The following is a 23,017-nucleotide window of genomic DNA, read 5'->3' as shown; positions in this document are numbered from 1 at the left end:
CCGCCGCCCGCGCGTCTGCGCGGGCGGCGGCCCCTCGGTGGAACCGTGACGCCTACCGGCCGTTGAACGCGTCCTTCAGGCGCGAGAACAGGCCCTGCTGGCCGGGCTGGAACTGGCCGGTCGGCCGCTCCTCGCCGCGCAGCTTCGCCAGCTCGCGCAGCAGCCGCTCCTGCTCCGGGTCCAGCTTCGACGGGGTCGTGACCTCGACGTGCACGATCAGGTCGCCGCGCCCGCCGCCGCGCAGATGCGTGACGCCGCGCCCGTGCAGCGGGATCGACTGGCCGGACTGCGTGCCCGGACGGATGTCGACCTCCTCCATGCCGTCGAGCGTCTGCAGCGGCACCTTCGTGCCGAGCGCGCCCGCCGTCATCGGGATGGTGACCGTGCAGTGCAGGTCGTCGCCGCGCCGCTGGAAGACCTCGTGCGGCACCTCGTGGATCTCGACGTACAGGTCGCCCGCCGGGCCGCCACCGGGACCGACCTCGCCCTCGCCGGCGAGCTGGATGCGGGTGCCGTTGTCGACGCCGGCCGGGATCTTGACCGTGAGCGTGCGGCGCGAGCGGACCCGGCCGTCGCCCGCGCACTCCGGGCAGGGCGTCGGGACGACGGTTCCGAAGCCCTGGCACTGGGGGCAGGGGCGGGAGGTCATGACCTGGCCGAGGAAGGACCGCGTCACCTGCGAGACCTCACCGCGGCCGCGGCACATGTCACAGGTCTGCGCGGAGGTGCCGGGTGCGGCGCCCTCGCCGGAACAGGTCGTACAGACGACCGCCGTGTCGACCTGGATGTCCTTCGTCGTGCCGAAGGCGGCCTCGTCGAGGGTGATCTCCAGCCGGATCATGGCGTCCTGGCCCCGGCGGGTGCGCGAGCGCGGCCCGCGCTGCGACGCCGTACCGAAGAAGGCGTCCATGATGTCCGAGAAGTTCCCGAAGCCGCCCTGGCCGAAGCCACCGGCTCCGCCGCCACCGCCGGACGCGGACAGCGGGTCGCCGCCGAGGTCGTAGACCTGCTTCTTCTGCGGGTCCGACAAGACCTCGTAGGCGGCGTTGATCTCCTTGAACCGCTCCTGCGTCTTCGGATCGGGATTGACATCCGGGTGCAGCTCGCGGGCGAGCCGCCGGAATGCCTTCTTGATCTCGTCCTGGGACGCGTCGCGGCGCACGCCGAGTACGGCGTAGTAGTCCGTGGCCACTTACGACTCCGCCAGGATCTGTCCGACGTAACGTGCCACTGCGCGTACCGCTCCCATCGTTCCGGGGTAGTCCATGCGGGTCGGTCCGACCACGCCGAGTTTGGCGACTGCCTCGTCGCCCGAACCGTAGCCGACCGCGACGACGGACGTGGAGGTGAGCCCTTCATGGGCGTTCTCGTGCCCGATCCGTACGGTCATGCCCGAGTCCTTGGCCTCGCCGAGCAGCTTGAGGAGCACGACCTGCTCCTCGAGTGCTTCCAGCACCGGCCTGATCGTGAGGGGGAAGTCGTGGCCGAAGCGGGTGAGATTGGCGGTACCACCGATCATCAGCCGCTCCTCGTGCTCCTCCACCAGCGTTTCGAGCAGGGTCGCGAGCACCGTCGACACCGTGCCGCGGTCCTCCGTCTCCTCGAACGACTCCGGCAGATCCTGCACCAGCTGCGGCACGTCCGCGAAACGGCGGCCGACGACCCGGCTGTTGAGCCGGGCCCGCAGGTCCGCCAGCGAAGCCTCGCCGAACGGCGCCGGGCAGTCGATCATCCGCTGCTCGACGCGGCCGGTGTCCGTGATCAGCACGAGCATCAGCCGGGCCGGGGCCAGCGACAGCAGCTCCACGTGCCGGACCGTCGAGCGGGTCAGCGACGGGTACTGGACGACGGCGACCTGCCGGGTCAGCTGAGCGAGCAGCCGGACCGTACGGCCGACGACGTCGTCGAGGTCGACGGCGCCGTCGAGGAAGTTGTGGATCGCGCGCCGCTCGGGCGTCGACAGCGGCTTGACGCCGGCGAGCTTGTCGACGAAGAGGCGGTAGCCCTTGTCCGTCGGGATGCGCCCGGCGCTGGTGTGGGGCTGGGCGATGTAGCCCTCGTCCTCCAGGACGGCCATGTCGTTGCGCACGGTGGCGGGCGAGACGCCGAGCCTGTGGCGCTCGGTGAGCGCCTTGGAGCCGACCGGCTCCTCCGTCCCGACATAGTCCTGGACGATGGCGCGCAGCACCTCGAGCCTGCGTTCGCTGAGCATGGCGCACACCTCCAGCTGTCGTTCCGGTTGCTCCGGTTTGGCACTCGCCCTGTCCGAGTGCCAGGAATCCCCCGGCCAGTGTACGGCGGCGGACATCTCTCCTGGCAAGGAGGCCACATCGGAGTCACGTCACATCGGCGCCGGAGCGGCTAGCGTCGCCCTATGAGTGTCTCTTGGGAAGAGTTCGGGTGGGAGCCGCTCGCGGACGGCGTGGGACGGCGGCGGCTGCCCGGTTGGGACGCCACGGTGGGCCTGGTGCTGGGCGAGAAGGGCGTCCTGCTGTACGACACCGGGTCCACGCTCCGCGAGGGCGCGGAGCTGCGGTCGGAGGTCGAGGCACTGACGGGCGGCCGGAGAGTGACGCACATCGCACTGAGTCACCCGCACTTCGATCATGTGCTGGGCACGGCGGCCTTCGCGGGGGCGGAGGTCTACGGGGCGGTGGGCGTGGACGACGCCATGCGGCAGCGGGGCGGGGAGTCACTGCGCTCCTCCGCGATGCGTCAGGGTGTCGACCCCGCGGAAGCGCAGGCGGCGGTCGACGCGCTGGTGACACCGCGGCACATGGTGTCGGGCGAGTGGACGCTGGACCTGGGCGGGCGGATGGTCCTCCTGGCCAACGTCGGCCCGGGACACACGGCCCACGATCTGGTGGTGTGCGTACCGGGCTCGGCGCCCGGATCCCCTGAGGTCGTCTTCTGCGGCGACCTGGTCGAGGAGTCGGGCGAGCCGCAGGCCGGTTCGGACGCGATCCCCTCGCGCTGGCCGGCGGCGGTGGACCGGCTACTGGCTCTCGGCGGGGAGGAGGCGGTGTACGTGCCGGGGCACGGGGCGGTCGTGGACGCGACGTTCGTGCGGCGACAGCGGGATGAGCTGGCACGGCGCTTCGGAGTGTCATAACGTCGCGCGAATGCGTAGCTACAACCCGGACCTGACGCCCCCTTGGAAGCGCTCCGCGCCCGTGCCGGAGGTTCCGGCCGAGGCCGACCTCGTCGTCGAGGAGGTCTCGACGGGCTTCTGCGGGGCGGTGATCCGCTGCGAGGCGGGCACAGTGACCCTGGAGGACCGCTTCGGCAAGCACCGGGTCTTCCCGATGGAGCCGCGCGGCTTCCTCCTGGAGGGCCGCGTCGTGACCCTGGTCCGGCCTTCGGCGGGGGCGCCGAAGCGTCCCACCCACACGGCCTCCGGTTCGATCGCGGTCCCGGGGGCGCGGGCGCGGGTGGCGCGGGCGGGCCGGATCTACGTGGAGGGCCGCCACGACGCGGAGCTCGTCGAGCGGGTCTGGGGCGACGACCTGCGGATCGAGGGGGTCGTGGTGGAGTACCTGGGGGGCATCGACGACCTCCCGGCGATCGTCGCCGAGTTCGCGCCGACGCCGGACGCCCGTCTGGGTGTCCTGGTGGACCACCTGGTGGAGGGCTCGAAGGAATCCCGGATCGCGTCACAGATCTCGACCCCGGACGTCCTGATCGTGGGCCACCCGTACATCGACGTCTGGGAGGCGGTGAAGCCGTCGTCGGTCGGCATCCCGCAGTGGCCGGTGATCCCTCGCGGCCAGGACTGGAAAACAGGCGTCTGCCAGGCCCTCGGCTGGCCCCCCGACCCGCCCGCGGCCTGGCAGCACATCCTCTCCAAGGTCCACTCCTACAAGGACCTCCGCCCCGAACTCCTCTCCCGCGTCGAAGAACTGATCGACTTCGTGACGGCCCCCTAGCTAGGCCGTGTCCGTGAAGTCCCGCCCGGCCCGCGACGCCCGGCAAGATCCACAAGACACCCCTAGCTCCGGCGCCCCTCCCGAAGGGGCGCCCTTTCAGGCCCTCGCACGGGGGGGCGGTGCTCTCAGTCGACCAGGTCCCTGACCACCGCGTCGGCAAGCAGGCGGCCCCGCAGGGTCAGGACCGCGCGCCCCGACTCGTACGCGGACGGGTCGAGGAGCCCGCCCTCCAGTGCCTTGCGGGCCGCCGCCAGCCCGGCCGGCCGCAGGAGCCCCAGCTCGACGCCCTCCCGGAGCCGAAGCTCCAGCAGCACCCGCTCCACCCTCCGGTCCTCCCCCGACAGCACCTCACGGCCCGCCCCCGGCGACCGCCCCTCACCCAGCGCCGCCGCGTACGCCCCCGGGTGCTTCACGTTCCACCACCGCACGCCGCCCACGTGGCTGTGCGCGCCCGGGCCCGCGCCCCACCAGTCGGCCCCGCGCCAGTACAGCTCGTTGTGCAGGCAGCGCCCGGCCTCCGACGTGGCCCAGTTCGACACCTCGTACCACTCGAAGCCGGCCTCCGCGAAGACCGAGTCCGCTATCAGGTACCGGTCCGCGTGGACGTCGTCGTCCGTCATCGGGACCTCACCCCGGCGGATCCGCCGCGCCAGCTGCGTCCCCTCCTCCACGATCAGCGCGTACGCGCTGACGTGGTCGGGGCCCGCGCCGATCGCCGCGTCGAGCGACGCCCGCCAGTCGTCGTCGGACTCCCCCGGCGTGCCGTAGATCAGATCCAGGTTCACATGGTCGAATCCCGCCGCCCGCGCCTCCGCCACGCACGCCTCGGGCCGACCGGGCGTGTGCGTGCGGTCCAGGACCTTCAGGACGTGCTGCCGGGCGCTCTGCATCCCGAAGGAGATGCGGTTGAACCCGCCCTCCCGCAGCTCCGCCAGGTACGCCGGATCCACCGACTCCGGATTCGCCTCCGTCGTCACCTCCGCGTCGTCCGCGAGCCCGAACTCGTCCCGGATCGCCCCCAGCATCCGTACGAGATCCCCTGCCGCGAGCAGCGTCGGTGTGCCGCCGCCCACGAAGACGGTCCGCACCGGCCGCGGGTCGTCGCCGAGGACCTTCCGGGCGAGCCGGATCTCCTCGGTGACCTGCCCCGCGTAGTTGTCCCGGGAGGCGAGCACGCCGCCGGCACCGCGCAGCTCGCTCGCGGTGTACGTGTTGAAGTCGCAGTAGCCGCAGCGCGTCGCGCAGTACGGCACGTGCAGATAGAACCCGAGGGGCCGCTCGGCCGCCCCTTCCAGGGCGTGCGCGGGCAGCGCCCCGGTCTCGGGCATGGGCTCACCATCGGGCAGTACGGAAGGCATGAGCCCATTGTCCCGTACTGCCCGAGGTGAACCGCCGGCCTGTGGACAACCCGGCGGACCCGGCACCCATGCCTGTGGAAACCCGGCACCGCGCCCGCCCGGCGTCGGCTACGCCTCCCGCGCCCCGTCGTACATGTCCTCGATCAGGTGCTTGTACGTCCGCTCCACGACCGGCCGCTTCATCTTCAGCGACGGCGTCAGCTCGCCGTGCTCGACGTCGAGGTCGCGCGGGAGCAGCCGGAACTTCTTGATCGTCTGCCAGCGCTGGAGGCCCTCGTTGAGGCGGTCGACGTACCCCTGGACCATCTCCTGGGTCTGCGGGGCGGCGACGACCTCCGCGTACGACTTGCCCGCGAGGTCGTGCTCGGCGGCCCAGCCGAGGATGGCGGGCTCGTCGAGGGCGATGAGCGCGGTGCAGTAGTTCCGGTCGGCGCCGAGGACCACGATGTTGGAGACGAAGGGGCAGACGGCCTTGAACCGGCCCTCCACCTCCGTCGGCGCGATGTACTTGCCGCCCGAGGTCTTGAACAGGTCCTTCTTGCGGTCGGTGATCCGCAGGTAGCCGTCGGCCGACAGCTCACCGATGTCGCCGGTGTGGAACCAGCCGTCCGGCTCCAGGACCTCGGCGGTCTTCTCGGGCAGACCGTGGTAGCCCTCCATGACGCCGGGGCCGCGCAGCAGGATCTCGCCGTCGTCCGCGATCCGGACCTCACAGCCGGGCAGCGGCTTGCCGACCGTCCCGGTGCGGTACGCCTCACCCGGGTTGACGAAGGAGGCCGCGCTGGTCTCCGTCAGGCCGTAGCCCTCCAGGATGTGGATGCCCGCGCCGGAGAAGAAGAAGCCGATCTCGGGCGCCAGCGCGACGGAGCCGGAGACGGCGGCGCGCAGCCGTCCGCCGAACGCCTCACGGAGCTTCTTGTAGACGAGCGCGTCGGCGATCTTGTGCTTGGCGGTGAGGCCGAAGGGCGCGGAGGCGGTGCCGGTGCGACGGAAGTTGTCCTGGGTGACCTTGGCGTACTCACGGGCGACGTCGGCCGCCCACTGGAAGATCTTGTACTTGGCGGGGCCACCCTCGCGGGCCTTGGCGGCGACTCCGTTGTAGACCTTCTCGAAGATGCGCGGGACGGCCGCCATGTAGGTGGGCTGGACGACCGGCAGGTTCACGATGATCTTGTCGATGCGGCCGTCCACGGCGGTGACGTGGCCGACCTCGATCTGCCCGGAGGTCAGCACCTTGCCGAAGACGTGCGCGAGCGGCAGCCACAGGTACTGCACGTCGTCCTTGGTGACCAGGCCGGTGGCGGCGATGGCCTTGGCCATGTACGACCAGTTGTCGTGCGGAAGGCGGACGCCCTTGGGCCGGCCGGTGGTGCCGGAGGTGTAGATGAGGGTGGCGAGCTGGGTGGGCGTGATCGCCGCGACCCGTTCCTTGACGGCCTCGGGGTGCTTCTCCAGGTACGCCTTTCCGCGCGTCTCCAGGTCGGCGAGGCTCAGCACCCACTCGTCGGTCTCCACGCCCGTGGGGTCGATGACGACGACGTGGTGGAGGCCCGGCAGGTCGCCGCGGCGCTCACGAGCCTTGGCGACCTGGGCCGCGTCCTCCGCGATCAGGACCTTGGACTCGGAGTCGGAGAGGATGAACGCCGACTCCTCGGCGTTGGTCTGCGGGTAGACGGTGGTGGTCGCGGCGCCCGCGCACATGACGCCGAGGTCGGCGAGGATCCACTCCACGCGGGTGGAGGAGGCCAGGGCAACCCGCTCCTCGGGCTGGACGCCGAGGTCGACCAGACCGGCCGCGATGGCGTAGACCCGGTCGGCGGCCTGTCCCCAGCTGAGCGACCTCCACTCGTCCGGGCCCTGGCCGGAAGCGGCCGGGACCGGATAGCGATAGGCCTCCGCGTCGGGAGTCCGCGCCACGCGCTCAAGGAAGAGGGTCGCCACGGAGGGCGGCCGGTTCTCGATCAGGGTCTGTGTGTCGCTCACGACGTCCTCCGGGCGGCGGCGATGCCTGCTGGTGGTGCGATCTGGCGGTGCGTTTCTAACTGGCGAGTAACCTTCGAGCCGGGATCAGAGTAGATGGCCGAAGACCGACGCGTAAGGCCCTGTGGTGCGACGCTTCATACCCGGTTCATAACGAACGGGCCCGCGCACTCTCCGCGCGCGGGCCCGTTCGGTGTATCTGTCAGCTAAATGGCCGATTACTTCTTGCTCTTGCCGCCGGCCGAGTCGTCGCTCGACAGGACGGCGATGAAGGCTTCCTGGGGGACCTCCACGGAGCCGACCATCTTCATCCGCTTCTTGCCTTCCTTCTGCTTCTCCAGCAGCTTCCGCTTACGGGAGATGTCACCGCCGTAGCACTTGGCGAGAACGTCCTTGCGGATGGCGCGGATGGTCTCGCGGGCGATGACCCGGGAGCCGATCGCGGCCTGGATCGGCACCTCGAAGGCCTGCCGCGGGATCAGCTCGCGCAGCTTGGCGACGAGCCGCACGCCGTACGCGTAGGCCGCGTCCTTGTGGGTGACGGCGGAGAACGCGTCCACCTTGTCGCCGTGCAGCAGGATGTCGACCTTGACCAGGCTGGAGGCCTGCTCGCCCGTGGGCTCGTAGTCGAGGGAGGCGTAACCCCGCGTCTTGGACTTCAGCTGGTCGAAGAAGTCGAAGACGATCTCGGCCAGCGGGAGGGTGTAGCGGATCTCGACCCGGTCCTCGGAGAGGTAGTCCATGCCGAGGAGGGTGCCGCGACGGGTCTGGCAGAGCTCCATGATCGCCCCGATGAACTCGCTCGGGGCGAGGATCGTGGCGCGCACGACGGGCTCGTACACGTCGCTGATCTTGCCCTCGGGGAACTCGCTCGGGTTGGTGACCGTGTGCTCGCTGCCGTCCTCCATGACCACGCGGTAGACCACGTTGGGGGCGGTGGCGATCAGGTCGAGACCGAACTCGCGCTCCAGGCGCTCCCGGATCACGTCCAGGTGGAGCAGGCCGAGGAAGCCGACGCGGAAGCCGAAGCCGAGGGCGGCGGAGGTCTCCGGCTCGTAGACCAGCGCGGCGTCGTTGAGCTGCAGCTTGTCGAGGGCCTCGCGGAGGTCCGGGTACTCCGAGCCGTCCAGCGGGTAGAGGCCGGAGAACACCATCGGCTTGGGGTCCTTGTACCCGCCGAGGGCCTCCGTGGCGCCCTTGTTCAGGGAGGTGATCGTGTCACCGACCTTGGACTGACGGACGTCCTTCACGCCGGTGATGATGTAGCCGACCTCGCCGACGCCGATGCCGTCGGCCGGCGTCATCTCGGGGGACGAGACGCCGATCTCGAGGAGTTCGTGGGTGGCGCCGGTCGACATCATCTTGATGCGCTCGCGCTTGTTGAGCTGCCCGTCGACGACTCGTACGTACGTGACGACGCCGCGGTAGGAGTCGTAGACCGAGTCGAAGATCATCGCGCGGGCGGGGGCGTCGGCGACACCGACGGGGGCCGGCACGCGCTCCACGACCCGGTCGAGCAGCGCCTCGACACCGAGACCCGTCTTGGCGGAGACCTTGAGCACGTCCTCGGGCTGGCAGCCGATGAGGTTGGCGAGCTCCTCGGAGAACTTCTCCGGCTGGGCGGCCGGCAGGTCGATCTTGTTCAGCACGGGAACGATCGTGAGGTCGTTCTCCATCGCGAGGTACAGGTTCGCGAGGGTCTGCGCCTCGATGCCCTGGGCCGCGTCGACGAGGAGGATCGTGCCCTCGCAGGCCGCCAGGGAGCGCGATACCTCGTACGTGAAGTCGACGTGCCCGGGGGTGTCGATCATGTTGAGGATGTGGGTCCTGCCCTGGCCCGCGCCCTCGGTGGGCGCCCAGGGAAGACGGACCGCCTGGGACTTGATGGTGATGCCGCGCTCGCGCTCGATGTCCATGCGGTCGAGGTACTGGGCGCGCATCTGCCGTTGGTCGACGACACCGGTCAGCTGGAGCATCCGGTCGGCAAGGGTCGACTTGCCGTGGTCGATGTGCGCGATGATGCAGAAATTGCGGATCAGCGCCGGGTCGGTACGGCTCGGCTCGGGCACGTGGGTAGGAGTCGCGGGCACGCAGGGTCTCGTCTCGGGGCGATGTCGGATCGATACGTAGGCTCCATGGTCCCACGACTGCGGTCCTGCGCTCGGTTTGGGCGGTCCGGAGACTGCCTGATACCGTGGACAGCTGTGTCTCGTGTGCCCTCTCAGCTTCGGGACACATCTGAAAGATCACCGATTGCCCTCTACGCCCCCGCGGGCGTGGTGGGACCCCCAGAAAAGGGCTCTTTTTCGTGGCGAACATCAAGTCCCAGATCAAGCGGAACAAGACGAACGAGAAGGCGCGCCTGCGCAACAAGGCCGTCAAGTCCTCGCTCAAGACCGCGATCCGCAAGGCCCGCGAGGCCGTCGCCGCGGGTGACGTCGAGAAGGCCGTCGTGGCTTCTCGCGCCGCCTCCCGCGCGCTCGACAAGGCTGTCTCGAAGGGTGTCATCCACAAGAACGCCGCCGCCAACAAGAAGTCGGCGCTGGCCACCAAGGTTGCCGCCCTGCAGGGCTGAGCTCTGATGTGACGCCGGACGGGACCCAGCGGGCCCTCTCTCCCGCTCCCAACCGGCACCCCCGGACTCGCACGCGATACGCGTTCGCCACGCGTGTGCGGGCCCACCAGCTTCACGCCGAAGGCCCCGCTCCCTCCTTCCCCAGGAGAGAGCGGGGCCTTCGCGCATGGTCGGACCCGCCTCCTGCGCCGCAGGAGGCGGGCGCACCGGCGGCCGGGATGCGCGCGAGCCGGGCGGGTACGGCCCTGACACCACCGGGACCGGGCGGTACGGCTCTGACGCCACCGGAACGCGGGGCGGTACGGCCCTGACACCAGCGGGCCACCGGGCGGTACGGCCGGCCCTTGCGCCGTCGCGCGGCACGGAACGCTTCGGCGGCCGGGGCTACCGGCGCAGGCGGGCCGCTCGCGCCACCGCGACGACCGCCTTCTCCAGGGCGTACTCGGGATCGTCGCCGCCGCCCTTGACCCCCGCGTCGGCCTCGGCCACCGCGCGCAGCGCCAGCGAGACGCCGTCCGGCGTCCAGCCGCGCATCTGCTGCCGCACCCGGTCGATCTTCCACGGCGGCATTCCCAGCTCTCGCGCCAGGTCCGCGGGCCTGCCGCCCCGCGCCGACGACAGCTTGCCGATCGCGCGGACGCCCTGTGCCAGCGCGCTGGTGATGAGGACCGGCGGGACTCCCGTCGACAGCGACCAGCGCAACGCCTCCAGCGCCTCCGCCGCCCGCCCCTCCACCGCGCGGTCCGCGACGTTGAAGGACGACGCCTCCGCGCGGCCCGTGTAGTACCGCCCGACGATCGCCTCGTCGATCGTCCCCTCCACGTCGGCCGTCAGCTGAGAGACCGCAGAGGCCAGCTCCCGCAGGTCGCTGCCGATCGAGTCGACGAGCGCCTGGCACGCCTCGGGCGTGGCCGACCGGCCGAGGGCGCGGAACTCCTGCCGTACGAACGTCAGGCGCTCCGCCGGCTTCGTCGTCTTCGGGCAGGCCACCTCCCGCGCGCCCGCCTTGCGTGCCGCGTCGAGCAGGCCCTTGCCCTTGGCGCCGCCCGCGTGAAGGAGTACGAGCGTGATCTCCTCGATCGGCGCGGCGAGGTACGCCTTGATGTCCTTGATCGTGTCCGCGGACAGGTCCTGCGCGTTCCGTACGACCAGGACCTTGCGCTCGGCGAAGAGCGACGGACTCGTCAGCTCGGCGAGCGTCCCGGGCTGGAGCTGCTCGGCGTTGAGGTCGCGTACGTCCGTGTCGGCGTCGGCGGCCCGGGCGGCCGCCACCACCTCCTGGACGGCGCGGTCGAGGAGCAGGTCCTCCTGGCCCACGGCGAGCGTGACGGGGGCGAGGAGGTCGTCGGGCGAAGTCTTTCTGGTGGCCATCGCGTCCCAGCATCCCACGGGCCACCGACACTTCCGCCCGTACCGGAGAATGACCTGGTGAGCGAACGACACGTACTCGTACTGCCGGACCGCGACGCCGCCGAGGAGGTCGCCGAGGAGCTGCCCGACCGCTTCGGCGTCAGCGAGGAGCCGCAGCTCGTCAGGGACGCCCTGGCGGGTGAGGACGACGCGGAGGACGCCCAGTGGCTGGTCGTCGTGGAGGACCCGGACGGCCGGCTGGACTCCGCGGCGCTGGACGCGCTCGCCGCGGAGTACGAGGGCTGGCTGGAAGCACCGTAAGAGCCCGTGGCACTCACGTCACGGCTTCCGCCGACCCTCCCGTACGACCGGCAGCTCGGTGAGCTCGATGCCGAACAGGTCGCGGTACGCCGCCCTCACCTCGGCGTCTCCGTCGAGCAGCCGCTCCGTGCGCTCGCCGTTCGCGCGGGTGACGAGCTTGCGGCCGCTGAGCGTGATCCGGCCCTCCTCGGTGAGCCGGGAGCAGATGAGGGATCGCGTGAAGTGGGAGTCCGGCGAGGTGCGGTGGTACCAGGCGCCCGCCGTGAAGTCGGCCGGCACGCGCGGCCGTAGCTCCAGCCGGTACTGCCGGCTGCCGTCCCGCAGCACCTCCAGGTCTCCGTCGGCCGTCTCCCTGATCCGGAACGTCCCGCCCGGGTCCGACTGATCCCCACGCTCGTCCAGCGCCGTCGGGAAGTGGCTGTGGTCGCCGAAGCCGACGTCCGCCAGCCACCGCCCGTCCGCGGTCTCCACCAGCAGCGCCATGTGGTCGTAGGGGATGCCCAGCCGGCCGCCGTCGCCGAAGCAGCGCGCCTGCAGGAGCGTGACGGGGAAGCCGAGGGCGCGCAGCAGGGCGGCGAAGCTGGTGTTGATCTCGTAGCAGAACCCGCCGCGACGGGCGCCGACCACCTTGTCGAGCAATGCCTTCTCCTCCAGGACGATGTCCTCGCCGAGGTGGATCGACAGGTTCTCGAAGGGCACGGTCCGCAAGTGCAGCAGATGCAGCTCGCGCAGGGCGTCCGCGTCGGCGCGAACCGGCCGCGTGGCCCCGATACGGCTCAGATACGCGTCGACGTCGGAGGTCGACAGCTCTACGGAGGCGGACGTGGCGGGCCGGGAGGTGGTGGTCGCGGGCACGGGTGAGTCGCTCATGCGGGCAGTCTGCCTGCCGCAAGAATCGAGTGCCTCGTCCGGGCTCCTCACGACGAGTCCCCTCCTCTCGGTACGGCCAGCAGATCCCGGCCCGACCCCGTCACCGCGATCGCTCCGTCCCGGTCCGTCCGGAGCACTCGCGCTCCCCCGACCCGCAGCGCCTCCACGGTCCGGGGCGACGGATGGCCGTACGGGTTGTCCCGCCCCGTGGACACAAGCGCCAGCCGCGGCCGGACCGCCCGTATGAGCTCTGGGTCCTGGTGCGCCGAGCCGTGGTGGGCCACCTTGAGCACATCCACCGGCGCCAGCGCCGGGTACGCCCGCAGCAGCCCTTGCTGGGCCGGCGGTTCCAGGTCACCGAGCAGGAGCAGGCTCACCCCTCCCCTCGTCCGTACCAGCAAGGTGACGCTCGCGTCGTTCGGCTCCGATTCCTCGGACGCCACCACCCCCGCAGCCGCCCGTGGCCAGAGCACCCGCCACTCCAGCGGGCCGAGGCGCCGCCGTTCCCCAGGTCCGGCCCGTACGACGGGGACGTCGGCCGCCGCGGCCGTCCGCCGTACGAACGCCGCTTGTCCCGGCGGCTCTTCGAGTCCCGTCGTCTGGATGGCCCCGACCGCCCGCCCGCGCAGGACCCCCGGCAGTCCGGCGACGTGGTCCGCGTGGAAGTGGGTGAGCACCAGCAGCGGAACCCGGCGGATCCCGAGATCGCGCAGGCACCGGTCCACCAGCGAAGGATCCGGCCCGGCGTCCACGACCACGGCGGTGTCCCCGCCCGCCGCGAGCACGGTCGCGTCCCCCTGCCCCACCTGGCACATCGCGTACGTCCACCCCGGCGGCGGCCACCCGGTGACCCACCGGGTCAGTGGTGGTGGCCGCACCACGGCGAGCAGCAGCAGGACGACGCAACCGAGGGCGGCCCTGCGCCGGTACGGCAGCTTCCAGGCCGCCAGGGCCCCGAGCCCGAAGAGACAGGCCAGCAGCAGTCCTCCCCACCAACCGCCCGGCCAGGCCACCTCCGCGCCCGGCAGTGCCGCACCGGCGCGCGCCACGCCGGCGATCCAGCCGGCGGGCCACCCCGCGACCTCCGCGACCGCCTCGGCGGCGGGCAGCCAGACCGGCGCCAGGGCGAGCGCGGCGAACCCGAGAATCGTCGCCGGGGCGACGGCCGCCTCGGCGAGGAGGTTGCTGGGGATCGCGACCAGGCTCACCCGGGCGGCGAAGACCGCCACCACAGGCGCGCACACCACCTGCGCCGCGAGAGCCGCGGCCAGTGCCTCGGCGATCCTGTCCGGCATCCGTCTCCGCCGCAGCGCCTCGCTCCAGCGCGGCGCGATCGTGAGCAGCGCCCCGGTGGCCAGGACCGAGAGAAGAAAGCCGTAACTCCGCGCCAGCCACGGGTCGTAGAGCACCAGCGTCAGCACCGCCGCGGCCAGCGCGGGGATCAGCGAGCGGCGCCGGCCGGTGCCGATGGCGAGCAGGGCCACCAGGCCGCAGGCCGCCGCCCGCAGCACACTCGGATCCGGCCGGCAGACGATGACGAAGGCGAGCGTGAGCCCACCCCCGACTAGAGCGGTGGACCGCAACGGAATCCCGAGCCGGGGGGCGAGCCCTCCGCGTTCCGCCCGCATGGCGGTGCCCGGCCGGCCGACGAGGAGCAGCAGGACGACGGTGAGGTTGGAACCCGACACCGCAAGGAGGTGCGTGAGGTCCGTGGCCTCGAAGGCGTCGCTCAGCTCCGGTTCGATCCGGGAGGTGTCCCCCACGACCAGTCCGGGCAGCAGCGCCCGGGCGTCCGGGTCGAGCCCCTCGGTCGCCCGCCGCAGCCCGGTCCGGAGGTCCCCCGCCGTACGCTGGACCGCGCTCGGCGGCCCGGTGATCCGTGGCGGCCCGGCCCCGTCGACTCGGAGCACCGCCGCGAACGGGTCTCCCGGACGCAGCGGGGGCGACACCCGTGCCTCCACCCGTAGTCGGGTCGACGGCAGCAACCTCAGCCACTCCTGCCGGCTTTCTCCGGCCGGAACGATGAGCAGGACCGGTGTTCTCGTCCTGTGCACCGATCCGTCGGACGCTTCGACCCTGGTCGTCTCGCCGTCCAGGACCACGGAGACCGGGGCGGACCTGTTGCCCTGGACCCGGGGTCGGGTGAGCCGGGGATCCGAGGTGACCGTCACCTCCGCACCCACCCGGGCGTACTGCGTCGCAAGGCCCGGCACCGGCCCGCGGCTGAGGTCCGCCGCGTGCAGTCCCGCCGAGGCGGCGCCAGCCGCGGCGCAGAGCAGCACCGCCGCTCCCGCGGTGGCCCCGAGCCCCCGGCCAGGCCGCCGGTCACCGGCAGGCCGTCCCGCTCCCTCCGAAGCCCCCGCCCCCGTGGGCCTGCTCGCTCGTGACCGGCGCATCGCGGGCAGGGCCAGCAGCGCGGCCGCCCCGGCCGAGCAGGCGAGCACTCCGGCGACCGTCCACCACCCGGTGGCTCCCACGGCGAGGGCTGCCGCTCCCCAGGCCGCCAACGCCGGTGGCACCAGCCGGAGATCGGTCGGTCCTTCCTCGTACCGGTCGAGGGGAGCGTCGTCGCGGTTCACGGCCGCACCAGGGGCGCCAGGTCCGCGAACCGTCGTTCCCCGATGCCGTTGACCTCACGCAGCTCGGCGACCGTCCGAAACCCGCCGTGCTCCGTGCGGTGGTCGACGATGTGCTGGGCGAGAACCGGTCCGACGCCGGGGAGGGTGTCGAGCTGCTCGACGGTCGCCGCGTTCAGGCTCAGCGGAGCCGCCCTCCCACCGGCCACCGACCCCGCGCCCCCACCTCCCCCCGCACTCGCTCCCGGACCCGGCGCGGTCGACAGCGGCAGTCCGACCACCACCTGTTCCCCGTCCATGAGGACGCGGGCCCGGTTGAGGCCGGTGACGTCCGTGCCCGGGCGGATCCCGCCCGCGGCCCGCAGGGCGTCCGCGACCCTCGATCCGGCCGGCAACGTCAGTACCCCCGGCCGCCGCACCTTCCCGCTCACATCCACCACGACCTCCGCGGACGCCCCCGCCGTCGGCTCCGTCGTGACCCCTGAGACCCCGGGCGGCGCGGAGGACACCGGGGACGCGGGCGTGGGGCCGATCTCCGGCAGCGGCGCCGCGCGCACGATCTCCGGCGCTCTCACGACTTCCGGCCGCCCCGTCCAGAAATACCGACCGGCGAAGCCGGCGGCCACGACCAGGACGACGGCCAGCGCGGCCAGCGTCCTCGGTTCGAGACCGCACCTCGACTGCGCCCATACCGGGAGCCGATCGCGCACCGCGAGCCTCAGCCGCTCCCACCGCCCGGGGGTGGTGCCCTGTCCCCGGTGCCCATCCGATGCCGCGACATCCGGTTCCCCCCATCCCACCGGTGGGCCGGGTGCCCTCGGGTCATCGGGTGGCGGAAACAGGGCGTCCCCCCGGCGGCGCGCCGAGGCACCGGCCGTCATGGACGCGTGCCGCACCCGCGCCCTCCGCCGGGCCCGCGCCGGAGGCGACCCGCGCCCGCCCGAGCGGGTGCGGCCGTCCGATCCGGAAGCCCTGCCGGGGCCGCTGGTCGCCGGGGCGGCCGTCGTCGCGCTACGTCCTGCTACGTGTGTGCGAAGAGTCATGGACAGGACGGTAGGCACATCCGGCTGAACGTGCTGAAGCGCGTCAAATTCTGTGGAATACCGGCAAGTTGTGGAAAACCACGTCACTCTTGAGGGGGATGGAACAGCAGAGGCCGATCTTCCAGAGCCCGGTCCTGCGCAGTCCGGTCCTCAGCGGGGCGAGACCACCACGGCCAGGAGGCCCGGGCCCGTGTGCGCCCCGATCACCGCTCCGACCTCGCTGACCCGCAGCTCCCCGACGCCTGGGAGGCGCTTTCGGAGCCGGTCTGCCAGCACGGCCGCCCGCTCGGGCGCGGAAAGGTGGTGCACAGCCACGTCCACCGTGCCGGAACCGGCCCGCTCCACCGCGATCTCCTCGAGTCGGGCGATCGCCTTCGACGCCGTCCGCACCTTCTCGCGCAGCTCGATCCGCCCTCCGTCCAGTTCGAGGAGCGGCTTCACCGCGAGCGCGGAGCCGAGCAGCGCCTGCGCGGCACCGATGCGTCCTCCCCTGCGGAGATAGTCCAGCGTGTCGACGTAGAAGAAGGCGGAGGTGCCGGCGGCCCGCTTCTCGGCCGCGGCGACCGCCTCGTCGATCGAGCCGCCCGCGTCCACGACCTCGGCCGCCGTCAGTGCGCAGAAGCCCAGCGCCATCCCCACCATCCGGGTGTCGACCACCCGGACAGGCACGGGGGCGTCCTTGGCCGCCAGGGCGGCGGCGTCGTACGTACCGGAGAACTCGGCTGAGAGATGGAGGGAGATGACGCCCCGGGCCCCGGCCTCGGCGGCCGCCCGGTATGTCGCCGCGAAGAGCTCGGGGCTCGGGCGCGAGGTGGTCACGGGCCGCCGCTTCTGGAGCGCCTGGGCGAGCGTACGGGCGGAGACCTCGGTGCCCTCCTCAAGGGCTCTGTCCCCGATGACGACGGTCAGCGGGACCGCGGTGATGCCGTGCCTCTCCATCGTCTGGGGTGGCAGGTAGGCCGTGGAATCGGTGACGATCGCGACATGCCGGGACATGAGCGGGAGGTTACCCGCCGGAGCCGCCCCTCGGCAGCCCGGCCCCCTCCCGAGCGACCGCGTCACCCGCACGCCACCACGGCGACCGCCGCCCGCAGGCTCAACGCGTCGAGAGCCGGCCCGCGCCCTCGTCGCGTCCCACGCCGCCCGGCACCGCGCCGCAGTTGCGGTCCCCGTGCCATCAGTCCTTGGGGCAACCTCAGTTGGTGGTCTCCGGCCGCGCCGCCTTCTCCCACGGGTAGGCCGTCCCGCGCGGATCGCGCGCCGTGATCGCAGGCGGCTGCTGCTCCTCGGCCGGCGCCTGCTTCCGCCCCGGCCCGGACGCCGCCCCGCCCGCCTCGGGCCACGTGAAGTCACCCGATTCGGAGGTCCGCTCCGGCCCTGCCGACCAGTGACGCAGCGCGCCCGCCTCCAGGTCGATCTGCGCGCTCAGCGACGAAAGGTCGTCCTCCGCGAACTTACGCGCCCGGTCCCTGGCCGCCCACCGCAGCGAGTCGGCCGAGTGCGTGATCCGCTCCGTGCGCTCCCGCAGCTCGGGGAGGTGTGAGGCCACCCTCGACCGGTCCGGGTCCCGCTCCATGCGCTTGAGGTCCTCGTCCAGCTCCTGCCCGTGGGCGCTCAGCCGGCGGAACAGATCGAGCGTCTCCTTCAGCGAGGCGTCCTCGGCGGCGCCCGCCTGCAGGGCGTCCTGCGTCGCGCGCATCGAGGTGCGCAGGGAGAGTCGCAGCTGGGCCAGCTCGCCGGAGACCCCGCCCTGTCCGTAGCTCTTCGCCCGCAGCGTGGTGTCCTCGACCGTGCGCCGGGCCTGGGTGATCGTGCGGTCGACCCCGCGCTTGGTGGCCTTGACCACCTTCACGGCCGCGTACACCCCCAACGCCACGAAGGCGACGAAGAGCAGCGCCATGATCAGAATCGCGGCTTCTCCCATGAGTGCCCCTCCGGCGTGGGTCGAGTCCTCGGCTTTCGAGTCCCTCGGTTGTCGTTCCTCCACGGTAAACGGAACGGGCAGGCCGAGGGTTCCATCGGAACCCCCAACCTGCCCGTAGGGGAAACCCCTCATGTCTCGCTAGGCGACGATGTTGACCAGTTTCGGCGCACGCACGATCACCTTGCGGATCGTCGCGCCGCCCAGCGCGGCGACGACATTCGCGTCGGCCAGGGCCAGCGCCTCCAGCTCGGCGTCCGTGATGGACGGCGAGACCTCCAGACGCGCCTTGACCTTGCCCTTGATCTGCACGACACAGGTCACGGTCTCGTCCACGACGTACGCCGGGTCGGCGACGGGGAAGTCCTGGTGGACGACCGAGTCGGTGTGGCCCAGCTTGCGCCACAGCTCCTCGGCGATGTGCGGGGCCAGCGGGGCCATCAGCAGCACCAGCTGCTCGGCGACGGACCGCGAGACCGCACCGCCCGACTTCGTCAGGTGGTTGTTCAGCTCCGTGACCTTGGCGATGGCGGTGTTGAAGCGCATCGCGGCCATGTCCTGCGAGACACCGTCGATCGCCTTGTGCAGGGCGCGCAGGGTGTCCTCGTCGGGCGCGTCGTCGACGACGATGACCTCACCGGTCGACTCGTCGACGATGTTGCGCCACAGCCGCTGCAGCAGCCGGTACTGGCCGACCACCGCGCGCGTGTCCCAGGGGCGGGAGACGTCCAGCGGGCCCATGGCCATCTCGTAGAGGCGCAGGGTGTCGGCACCGTACTCGCCGCAGATCTCGTCGGGGGTGACCGCGTTCTTCAGGGACTTGCCCATCTTGCCCAGGACGCGGCTGACCTTCTCGCCCTGGTACCAGAAGCCGCCGTCGCGCTCCTCGACCTCGGCGGCCGGTACGGCGATCCCGCGCGCGTCCCGGTAGACGAAGGCCTGGATCATGCCCTGGTTGTACAGCTTGTGGAACGGCTCGGCCGACGAGACGTGACCCAGGTCGAACAGGACCTTGGACCAGAACCGCGCGTACAGCAGGTGCAGCACGGCGTGCTCGGCGCCGCCGACGTACAGGTCGACGCCGCCGGTCGGCATGCCCTCACGCGGACCCATCCAGTACTGCTCGACGGCCGGGTCGACCAGCTTCTGGTCGTTGTGCGGGTCCAGGTAGCGCAGCTCGTACCAGCAGGAACCGGCCCAGTTGGGCATGGTGTTGGTCTCGCGGCGGTACTTCTTCGGTCCGTCGCCCAGGTCCAGGGTGACGTTGACCCAGTCCTCGTTGCGGGACAGCGGCGTCTCGGGCTGGGTGTCGGCGTCGTCCGGGTCGAAGGTCCGCGGCGAGTAGTCGTCGACCTCGGGCAGCTCCAGCGGCAGCATGGACTCGGGCAGCGAGTGCGCGACGCCGTCCTCGTCGTACACGATCGGGAAGGGTTCGCCCCAGTAGCGCTGACGGCTGAACAGCCAGTCACGCAGCCGGAAGTTGACGGTGCCCTCGCCGATGCCGCGCTCGGCCAGCCAGGCGGTGATCCTCTCCTTGGCCTCGACGACGCCCAGGCCGTCCAGGCTCACGTCCGCGTTCGAGGAGTTGACCAGCTTCGCCTCGTACGAGGAGAAGGCGTCGTCCCACGTCGACGGGTCGGTGCCGCGGTCGTCCGAGGGCTCCACGACGCAGCGCATCGGCAGCTCGAAGGCGCGCGCGAAGGCGAAGTCACGGGTGTCGTGCGCCGGAACGGCCATGATGGCGCCGGTGCCGTAGCCCATCAGGACGTAGTCGGCGATGAAGACCGGGACCCGCTCGCCGCTGACCGGGTTGGTCGCGTACGCGCCGGTGAAGACACCGGTCTTGTCCTTGGCCTCGGCCTGCCGCTCGACGTCGGACTTGGAGGCGGCCTGCTTGCGGTACGCGTCGACGGCCTCGGCCGGGGTGGCGTGCCCGCCGGTCCAGACGTCGTGGGTGCCCTCGGGCCAGGCAGCCGGAACGATCTTCTCAACCAGATCGTGCTCGGGTGCCAGGACCATGTAGGTGGCGCCGAAGAGGGTGTCCTGGCGGGTGGTGAAGACGGTGATCGCACCGGCGTCGCCGACCTGGAAGTCGACACGGGCGCCCTCGGAGCGGCCGATCCAGTTGCGCTGCTGCAGCTTGATGGCCTCGGGCCAGTCCAGCGCGTCCAGGTCGTCCAGCAGGCGGTCCGCGTAGGCGGTGATGCGCATGTTCCACTGGCGCAGCTTGGCCTTGAAGACCGGGAAGTTGCCGCGCTCGGAACGGCCGTCGGCGGTGACCTCCTCGTTGGCCAGGACGGTGCCCAGGCCGGGGCACCAGTTGACGGGCGCGTCGGAGGCGTAGGCCAGGCGGTACTCGCCCAGGACGTCGGAGCGCTCGGCGGCGTTCAGCTCGCTCCACGCGCGCGTGCCGGGGATCTCACGGGTGCCGTTCTCGAACTGCTCGACCAGCTCGGCGATCGGGCGGGCCTTCTTGGCCTCGTCGTCGTACCAGGAGTTGAAGATCTGCAGGAAGATCCACTGCGTCCACTTGTAGTACTCCGGGTCGATCGTCGCGAACGACCGGCGCTTGTCGTGGCCCAGGCCCAGCCGGCGCAGCTGGACCTTCATGTTCTCCATGTTGGCCTCGGTGGACACGCGCGGGTGCGTGCCCGTCTGCACGGCGTACTGCTCGGCCGGCAGGCCGAAGGCGTCGAAGCCCAGGGTGTGCAGCACGTTGTGGCCGGTCATGCGCTGGTGGCGGGCGAAGACGTCGGTGGCGATGTAGCCCAGCGGGTGGCCGACGTGCAGGCCCGCACCCGAGGGGTAAGGGAACATGTCCATGATGAACTTCTTGGGACGGGCGACGATCTCCGGGTCGCCCGCCAGGTCACCGGTGGGGTTCGGCGCCTCGTAGGTTCCCTCGGCGTCCCAGAAATCCTGCCAGCGTGCCTCGATGTCGGCGGCCATGGCCGCCGTATAACGATGCGGGGCCGCCGTCTCGGCAGCCGAATTCATCTCGCTCATGATCCTTGAAGCTCCATCGATCGTCTCTGCCCACTGCCACGGAATGCCACGAAATGAAAAATCCCCTCGCACAGGAGGGGACGCCGCGCCGATTCCGTCCGGATCTTTCGTCCGACGGGACTGATCAGCGCGGCTCGCTAAGCAGAAGGCGTACGGCACGCATGGCGTCAGGGTACCGCAGGGCTCGAGCGGGACGCACCGGCGTTCCACCGGCCGGCGGCCACGGCGCCCGAGGCGCCCGGGTTACTCCGCGTATCGCCCCTATCCAGGGCAACCCCAAAGTCAGTTCCGCTTCCCGCCCCTCGTAAACGAGCAAACCACCTACCGCCTGGTATGGAGCGACTTAGCATGCGGCAACGGGACCGCTTATCCGCACCATTCGGAGTCGCCCCCATGAACCCTCATCGCAAGGTCCGCTCTTCTCCCCTCCTGCGAACCGGCATGAGCCGGCCGGTTCGAGGCGGGCTTTCGGTCGCGGCAGTGGTGGTCATTCCGCTGCTCGCCCTCGGCGGCGGCGACAGCTTCCGCGCCGCGCTCGACTTCACCACGGGTGTCCTTTCCCTGGTCTCCCTGACCGCCTCGGTCGCCTGGGGTCTGACAGCCACCGATCGCCTCCTTCTCTCCCCGCGTCACCGGCTGCTCGCCCAGGGCATCCACCGGGCCACCGCCGTCGCGTCGCTCGGTTTCCTGCTGCTGCACGGCACCGTCAAGGTCTCCCTCGGCCGTGTCGAGCCGATCGGGGCGCTGATCCCCTTCGGCCTCGGCTTCACGGGCACCGCGGCCCTCATCGGCTTCGGCTCGCTCGCCGGTCTCCTGATGGTCGTCGCGGCGGCGACCGGCGCGCTGCGCAGCACGCTGGCCGGCCGAAGCCGGTTCGCCGCTCGCTGGCGGCCGCTGCACATGCTGGCGTACCCGGCCTGGTGCTTCGCCCTGATGCACGGCCTGTACGCGGGCAGGCCCGCCGCCACCTGGGTCGTCGTTCTGTACTGCCTGGCGCTGGCGGCGGTCGCCGCCGCGGTCTCGCTCCGCCTGCTCCCCGCCCCGACCCAGCGCGCGCTGGCCGACCGGTTCGCCGGCCTCCTCGCGTCGCTGGAGGGCCGGACGCGCGTCCCGGCGCCGGGCAGGGGTGAGGAGCCCGTCGACCGGCCCGCCCGACCCGAGCGGGCGGGTCTCGCGGAGGACGAGGACACCGGCCTCGACGCCCCGACGGTCTCCGCCGAGTGGCTGGACCGCCCGACCGTCCGTCCCTCACTGACCACCCCGCCCCCCATGCCCGCCGCTCCCCCGTTGCCCCAGCAGCGTCTCTACGCAGCGCCTCCTCCCCCTCCCTTCCCTCCCGCCCCCTCCGCCGCGCCGACCTTCTCCACCAGGCCCGGCTTCTCCGCCGCCTACCGCGCCGTGTCCCGCGCCGCCACGGCTTCCGGCACCACCACCCCCTACCGTCCCGACGGCGACATCCCGCTCGCCGAACGCGTCCCCCTGACCGAGGAGCTCCCCGTCGTCCCCGACCCCTCTCCCCGTCCCGGCTACTGGCCCACTCCCTCACCCACCATGCCGACGTACTCCAGCCCGCCCCCCGCGGGTGAGCCCTGGACCACTCCCGCAGGAGACCGCCCGTGAACGCGCCGCTCCCGGACGTCCCGGAAGTCCGCGTGGTCGGTCTGCCGCAGCTCACCCAGGGCTTCGACCTGGTCGAGCGCCTCGGCCTCGCCATGCACCTGAAGGTGCACGGGCCCCTGGAACCGATGAGCGGCGAGCGGCTCGCCCAGCTCGCCGAGGAGATATCCCTGCACGGGCGCGGTGGCGCCGGTTTTCCCTTCGGCCGCAAGCTCAGAGCCGTCGGCCAGGCGGCGATCCGCCGGGGGATACGCCCCGTCGTGGTGGTCAACGGCAGCGAAGGCGAGCCCGCCTGCCGCAAGGACACCGTCCTGCTCAACCGCGCTCCGCACCTGATTCTGGACGGGGCCCTGCTGGCGGCGGAGGCGCTCGGCGCCCGGACGTTGATCGTGGCCGTGACCCGTAACTCCACGGAGATCTCCATCCGGTCGGCGCTCGCCGAGCGCGGCCTGTCCGACCGGCGTGGACAGGCGC

General features: G+C 71.7%; 17 protein-coding genes and 1 pseudogene. 6 read left to right on the top strand and 12 right to left on the bottom strand.

Annotated features, from left to right (window positions below):
- Positions 1 to 52 precede the first annotated feature (52 nt).
- Positions 53 to 1,192 carry a molecular chaperone DnaJ gene (dnaJ, locus tag IE136_RS30215; RefSeq protein ID WP_158987192.1) on the bottom strand — a complete coding sequence of 380 codons (1,140 nt, stop codon included), beginning with the start codon at positions 1,190 to 1,192 and terminating at the stop codon, positions 53 to 55.
- Positions 1,193 to 2,212: a heat-inducible transcriptional repressor HrcA gene (gene hrcA, locus IE136_RS30210; protein WP_158987194.1), complete on the bottom strand. Its 1,020-nt coding sequence runs from the start codon at positions 2,210 to 2,212 to the stop codon at positions 1,193 to 1,195.
- Positions 2,213 to 2,374: 162 nt separating this feature from the next.
- On the opposite strand from hrcA, the gene IE136_RS30205 reads away from it, so the two are divergent.
- Both IE136_RS30205 and IE136_RS30200 read left to right on the top strand, forming a co-directional pair.
- Complete coding sequence (locus tag IE136_RS30205; RefSeq protein WP_189601898.1) at positions 2,375 to 3,112, top strand: MBL fold metallo-hydrolase; 738 nt, start codon at positions 2,375 to 2,377, stop codon at positions 3,110 to 3,112.
- 10 nt (positions 3,113 to 3,122) lie between these two features.
- Positions 3,123 to 3,926, top strand: a complete 804-nt coding sequence (locus tag IE136_RS30200) for a DUF3097 domain-containing protein (RefSeq protein WP_189601897.1) — start codon at positions 3,123 to 3,125, stop codon at positions 3,924 to 3,926.
- Positions 3,927 to 4,051: 125 nt separating this feature from the next.
- Here IE136_RS30200 and hemW read toward each other — a convergent pair whose 3' ends face one another.
- The 3 genes from hemW to lepA all read right to left on the bottom strand — a co-directional run bounded on the left by hemW (position 4,052) and on the right by lepA (position 9,354).
- Positions 4,052 to 5,284 carry a radical SAM family heme chaperone HemW gene (gene hemW / locus IE136_RS30195; RefSeq protein ID WP_158987198.1) on the bottom strand — a complete coding sequence of 411 codons (1,233 nt, stop codon included), beginning with the start codon at positions 5,282 to 5,284 and terminating at the stop codon, positions 4,052 to 4,054.
- Positions 5,285 to 5,392: 108 nt separating this feature from the next.
- Positions 5,393 to 7,267, bottom strand: a complete 1,875-nt coding sequence (locus tag IE136_RS30190; protein WP_189601896.1) for an AMP-dependent synthetase/ligase — start codon at positions 7,265 to 7,267, stop codon at positions 5,393 to 5,395.
- Between the two features lie 215 nt (positions 7,268 to 7,482).
- On the bottom strand, positions 7,483 to 9,354 hold the full coding sequence (lepA, locus tag IE136_RS30185) for a translation elongation factor 4 (RefSeq protein WP_158987202.1): 1,872 nt from the start codon (positions 9,352 to 9,354) through the stop codon (positions 7,483 to 7,485).
- Between the two features lie 218 nt (positions 9,355 to 9,572).
- Between lepA and rpsT the strand changes: the two genes are divergently transcribed.
- Entirely contained in the window at positions 9,573 to 9,839 is a 267-nt protein-coding gene (gene rpsT / locus IE136_RS30180; RefSeq protein ID WP_137989361.1) for a 30S ribosomal protein S20, read from the top strand.
- A gap of 384 nt (positions 9,840 to 10,223) precedes the next feature.
- On the opposite strand, the gene holA is transcribed toward rpsT, so the two are convergent.
- Positions 10,224 to 11,210: a DNA polymerase III subunit delta gene (holA, locus tag IE136_RS30175; RefSeq protein WP_158987204.1), complete on the bottom strand. Its 987-nt coding sequence runs from the start codon at positions 11,208 to 11,210 to the stop codon at positions 10,224 to 10,226.
- A 54-nt stretch (positions 11,211 to 11,264) separates the two neighbouring features.
- Between holA and IE136_RS30170 the strand changes: the two genes are divergently transcribed.
- Positions 11,265 to 11,510 (top strand): hypothetical protein, encoded by a 246-nt coding sequence (locus IE136_RS30170; RefSeq protein ID WP_189601925.1) that lies wholly within the window; start codon positions 11,265 to 11,267, stop codon positions 11,508 to 11,510.
- Between the two features lie 18 nt (positions 11,511 to 11,528).
- On the opposite strand, the gene IE136_RS30165 is transcribed toward IE136_RS30170, so the two are convergent.
- The 6 genes from IE136_RS30165 to leuS all read right to left on the bottom strand — a co-directional run bounded on the left by IE136_RS30165 (position 11,529) and on the right by leuS (position 20,926).
- Entirely contained in the window at positions 11,529 to 12,380 is an 852-nt protein-coding gene (locus IE136_RS30165; protein WP_189601895.1) for an arylamine N-acetyltransferase family protein, read from the bottom strand.
- A gap of 47 nt (positions 12,381 to 12,427) precedes the next feature.
- Entirely contained in the window at positions 12,428 to 14,776 is a 2,349-nt protein-coding gene (locus IE136_RS30160; protein ID WP_308432497.1) for a ComEC/Rec2 family competence protein, read from the bottom strand.
- Positions 14,777 to 14,955: 179 nt separating this feature from the next.
- On the bottom strand, positions 14,956 to 15,666 hold the full coding sequence (locus IE136_RS30155) for a ComEA family DNA-binding protein (protein WP_373309180.1): 711 nt from the start codon (positions 15,664 to 15,666) through the stop codon (positions 14,956 to 14,958).
- Positions 15,667 to 16,149: 483 nt separating this feature from the next.
- Entirely contained in the window at positions 16,150 to 16,995 is an 846-nt protein-coding gene (locus IE136_RS30150) for a DegV family protein (protein ID WP_158987212.1), read from the bottom strand.
- Positions 16,996 to 17,194: 199 nt separating this feature from the next.
- Positions 17,195 to 17,923, bottom strand: a complete 729-nt coding sequence (locus IE136_RS30145; RefSeq protein WP_189601893.1) for a hypothetical protein — start codon at positions 17,921 to 17,923, stop codon at positions 17,195 to 17,197.
- A 138-nt stretch (positions 17,924 to 18,061) separates the two neighbouring features.
- Positions 18,062 to 20,926: a leucine--tRNA ligase gene (leuS, locus tag IE136_RS30140; RefSeq protein ID WP_158987216.1), complete on the bottom strand. Its 2,865-nt coding sequence runs from the start codon at positions 20,924 to 20,926 to the stop codon at positions 18,062 to 18,064.
- 480 nt (positions 20,927 to 21,406) lie between these two features.
- Here leuS and IE136_RS30135 point away from each other — a divergent pair, with 480 nt between their 5' ends.
- Positions 21,407 to 22,546: a ferric reductase-like transmembrane domain-containing protein gene (locus tag IE136_RS30135; protein WP_229819314.1), complete on the top strand. Its 1,140-nt coding sequence runs from the start codon at positions 21,407 to 21,409 to the stop codon at positions 22,544 to 22,546.
- A pseudogene (locus IE136_RS30130) lies at positions 22,543 to 23,017 on the top strand (oxidoreductase); the annotation flags it as partial. The gene IE136_RS30135 and the pseudogene IE136_RS30130, both read left to right, overlap by 4 nt.

Origin of the sequence: Streptomyces lateritius, assembly GCF_014649715.1 — a bacterium.
Taxonomy (GTDB): domain Bacteria; phylum Actinomycetota; class Actinomycetes; order Streptomycetales; family Streptomycetaceae; genus Streptomyces; species Streptomyces lateritius.
The sequence above is the reverse complement of the archived record's forward strand: the minus strand, read 5'-3'. Positions and strand labels throughout refer to the sequence as shown.

What these genes read in the sequence shown, in the direction of transcription:
- IE136_RS30165 (WP_189601895.1), bottom strand. Translation starts at nt 12,380, where the DNA reads ATGAGCGACTCACCCGTGCCCGCGACCACCACCTCCCGGCCCGCCACG.
- IE136_RS30205 (WP_189601898.1), top strand. Translation starts at nt 2,375, where the DNA reads ATGAGTGTCTCTTGGGAAGAGTTCGGGTGGGAGCCGCTCGCGGACGGC.
- holA (WP_158987204.1), bottom strand. Translation starts at nt 11,210, where the DNA reads ATGGCCACCAGAAAGACTTCGCCCGACGACCTCCTCGCCCCCGTCACG.
- leuS (WP_158987216.1), bottom strand. Translation starts at nt 20,926, where the DNA reads ATGAGCGAGATGAATTCGGCTGCCGAGACGGCGGCCCCGCATCGTTAT.
- IE136_RS30150 (WP_158987212.1), bottom strand. Translation starts at nt 16,995, where the DNA reads ATGTCCCGGCATGTCGCGATCGTCACCGATTCCACGGCCTACCTGCCA.
- hrcA (WP_158987194.1), bottom strand. Translation starts at nt 2,212, where the DNA reads ATGCTCAGCGAACGCAGGCTCGAGGTGCTGCGCGCCATCGTCCAGGAC.
- hemW (WP_158987198.1), bottom strand. Translation starts at nt 5,284, where the DNA reads ATGCCTTCCGTACTGCCCGATGGTGAGCCCATGCCCGAGACCGGGGCG.
- IE136_RS30160 (WP_308432497.1), bottom strand. Translation starts at nt 14,776, where the DNA reads ATGCGCCGGTCACGAGCGAGCAGGCCCACGGGGGCGGGGGCTTCGGAG.
- IE136_RS30145 (WP_189601893.1), bottom strand. Translation starts at nt 17,923, where the DNA reads ATGGGAGAAGCCGCGATTCTGATCATGGCGCTGCTCTTCGTCGCCTTC.
- IE136_RS30200 (WP_189601897.1), top strand. Translation starts at nt 3,123, where the DNA reads ATGCGTAGCTACAACCCGGACCTGACGCCCCCTTGGAAGCGCTCCGCG.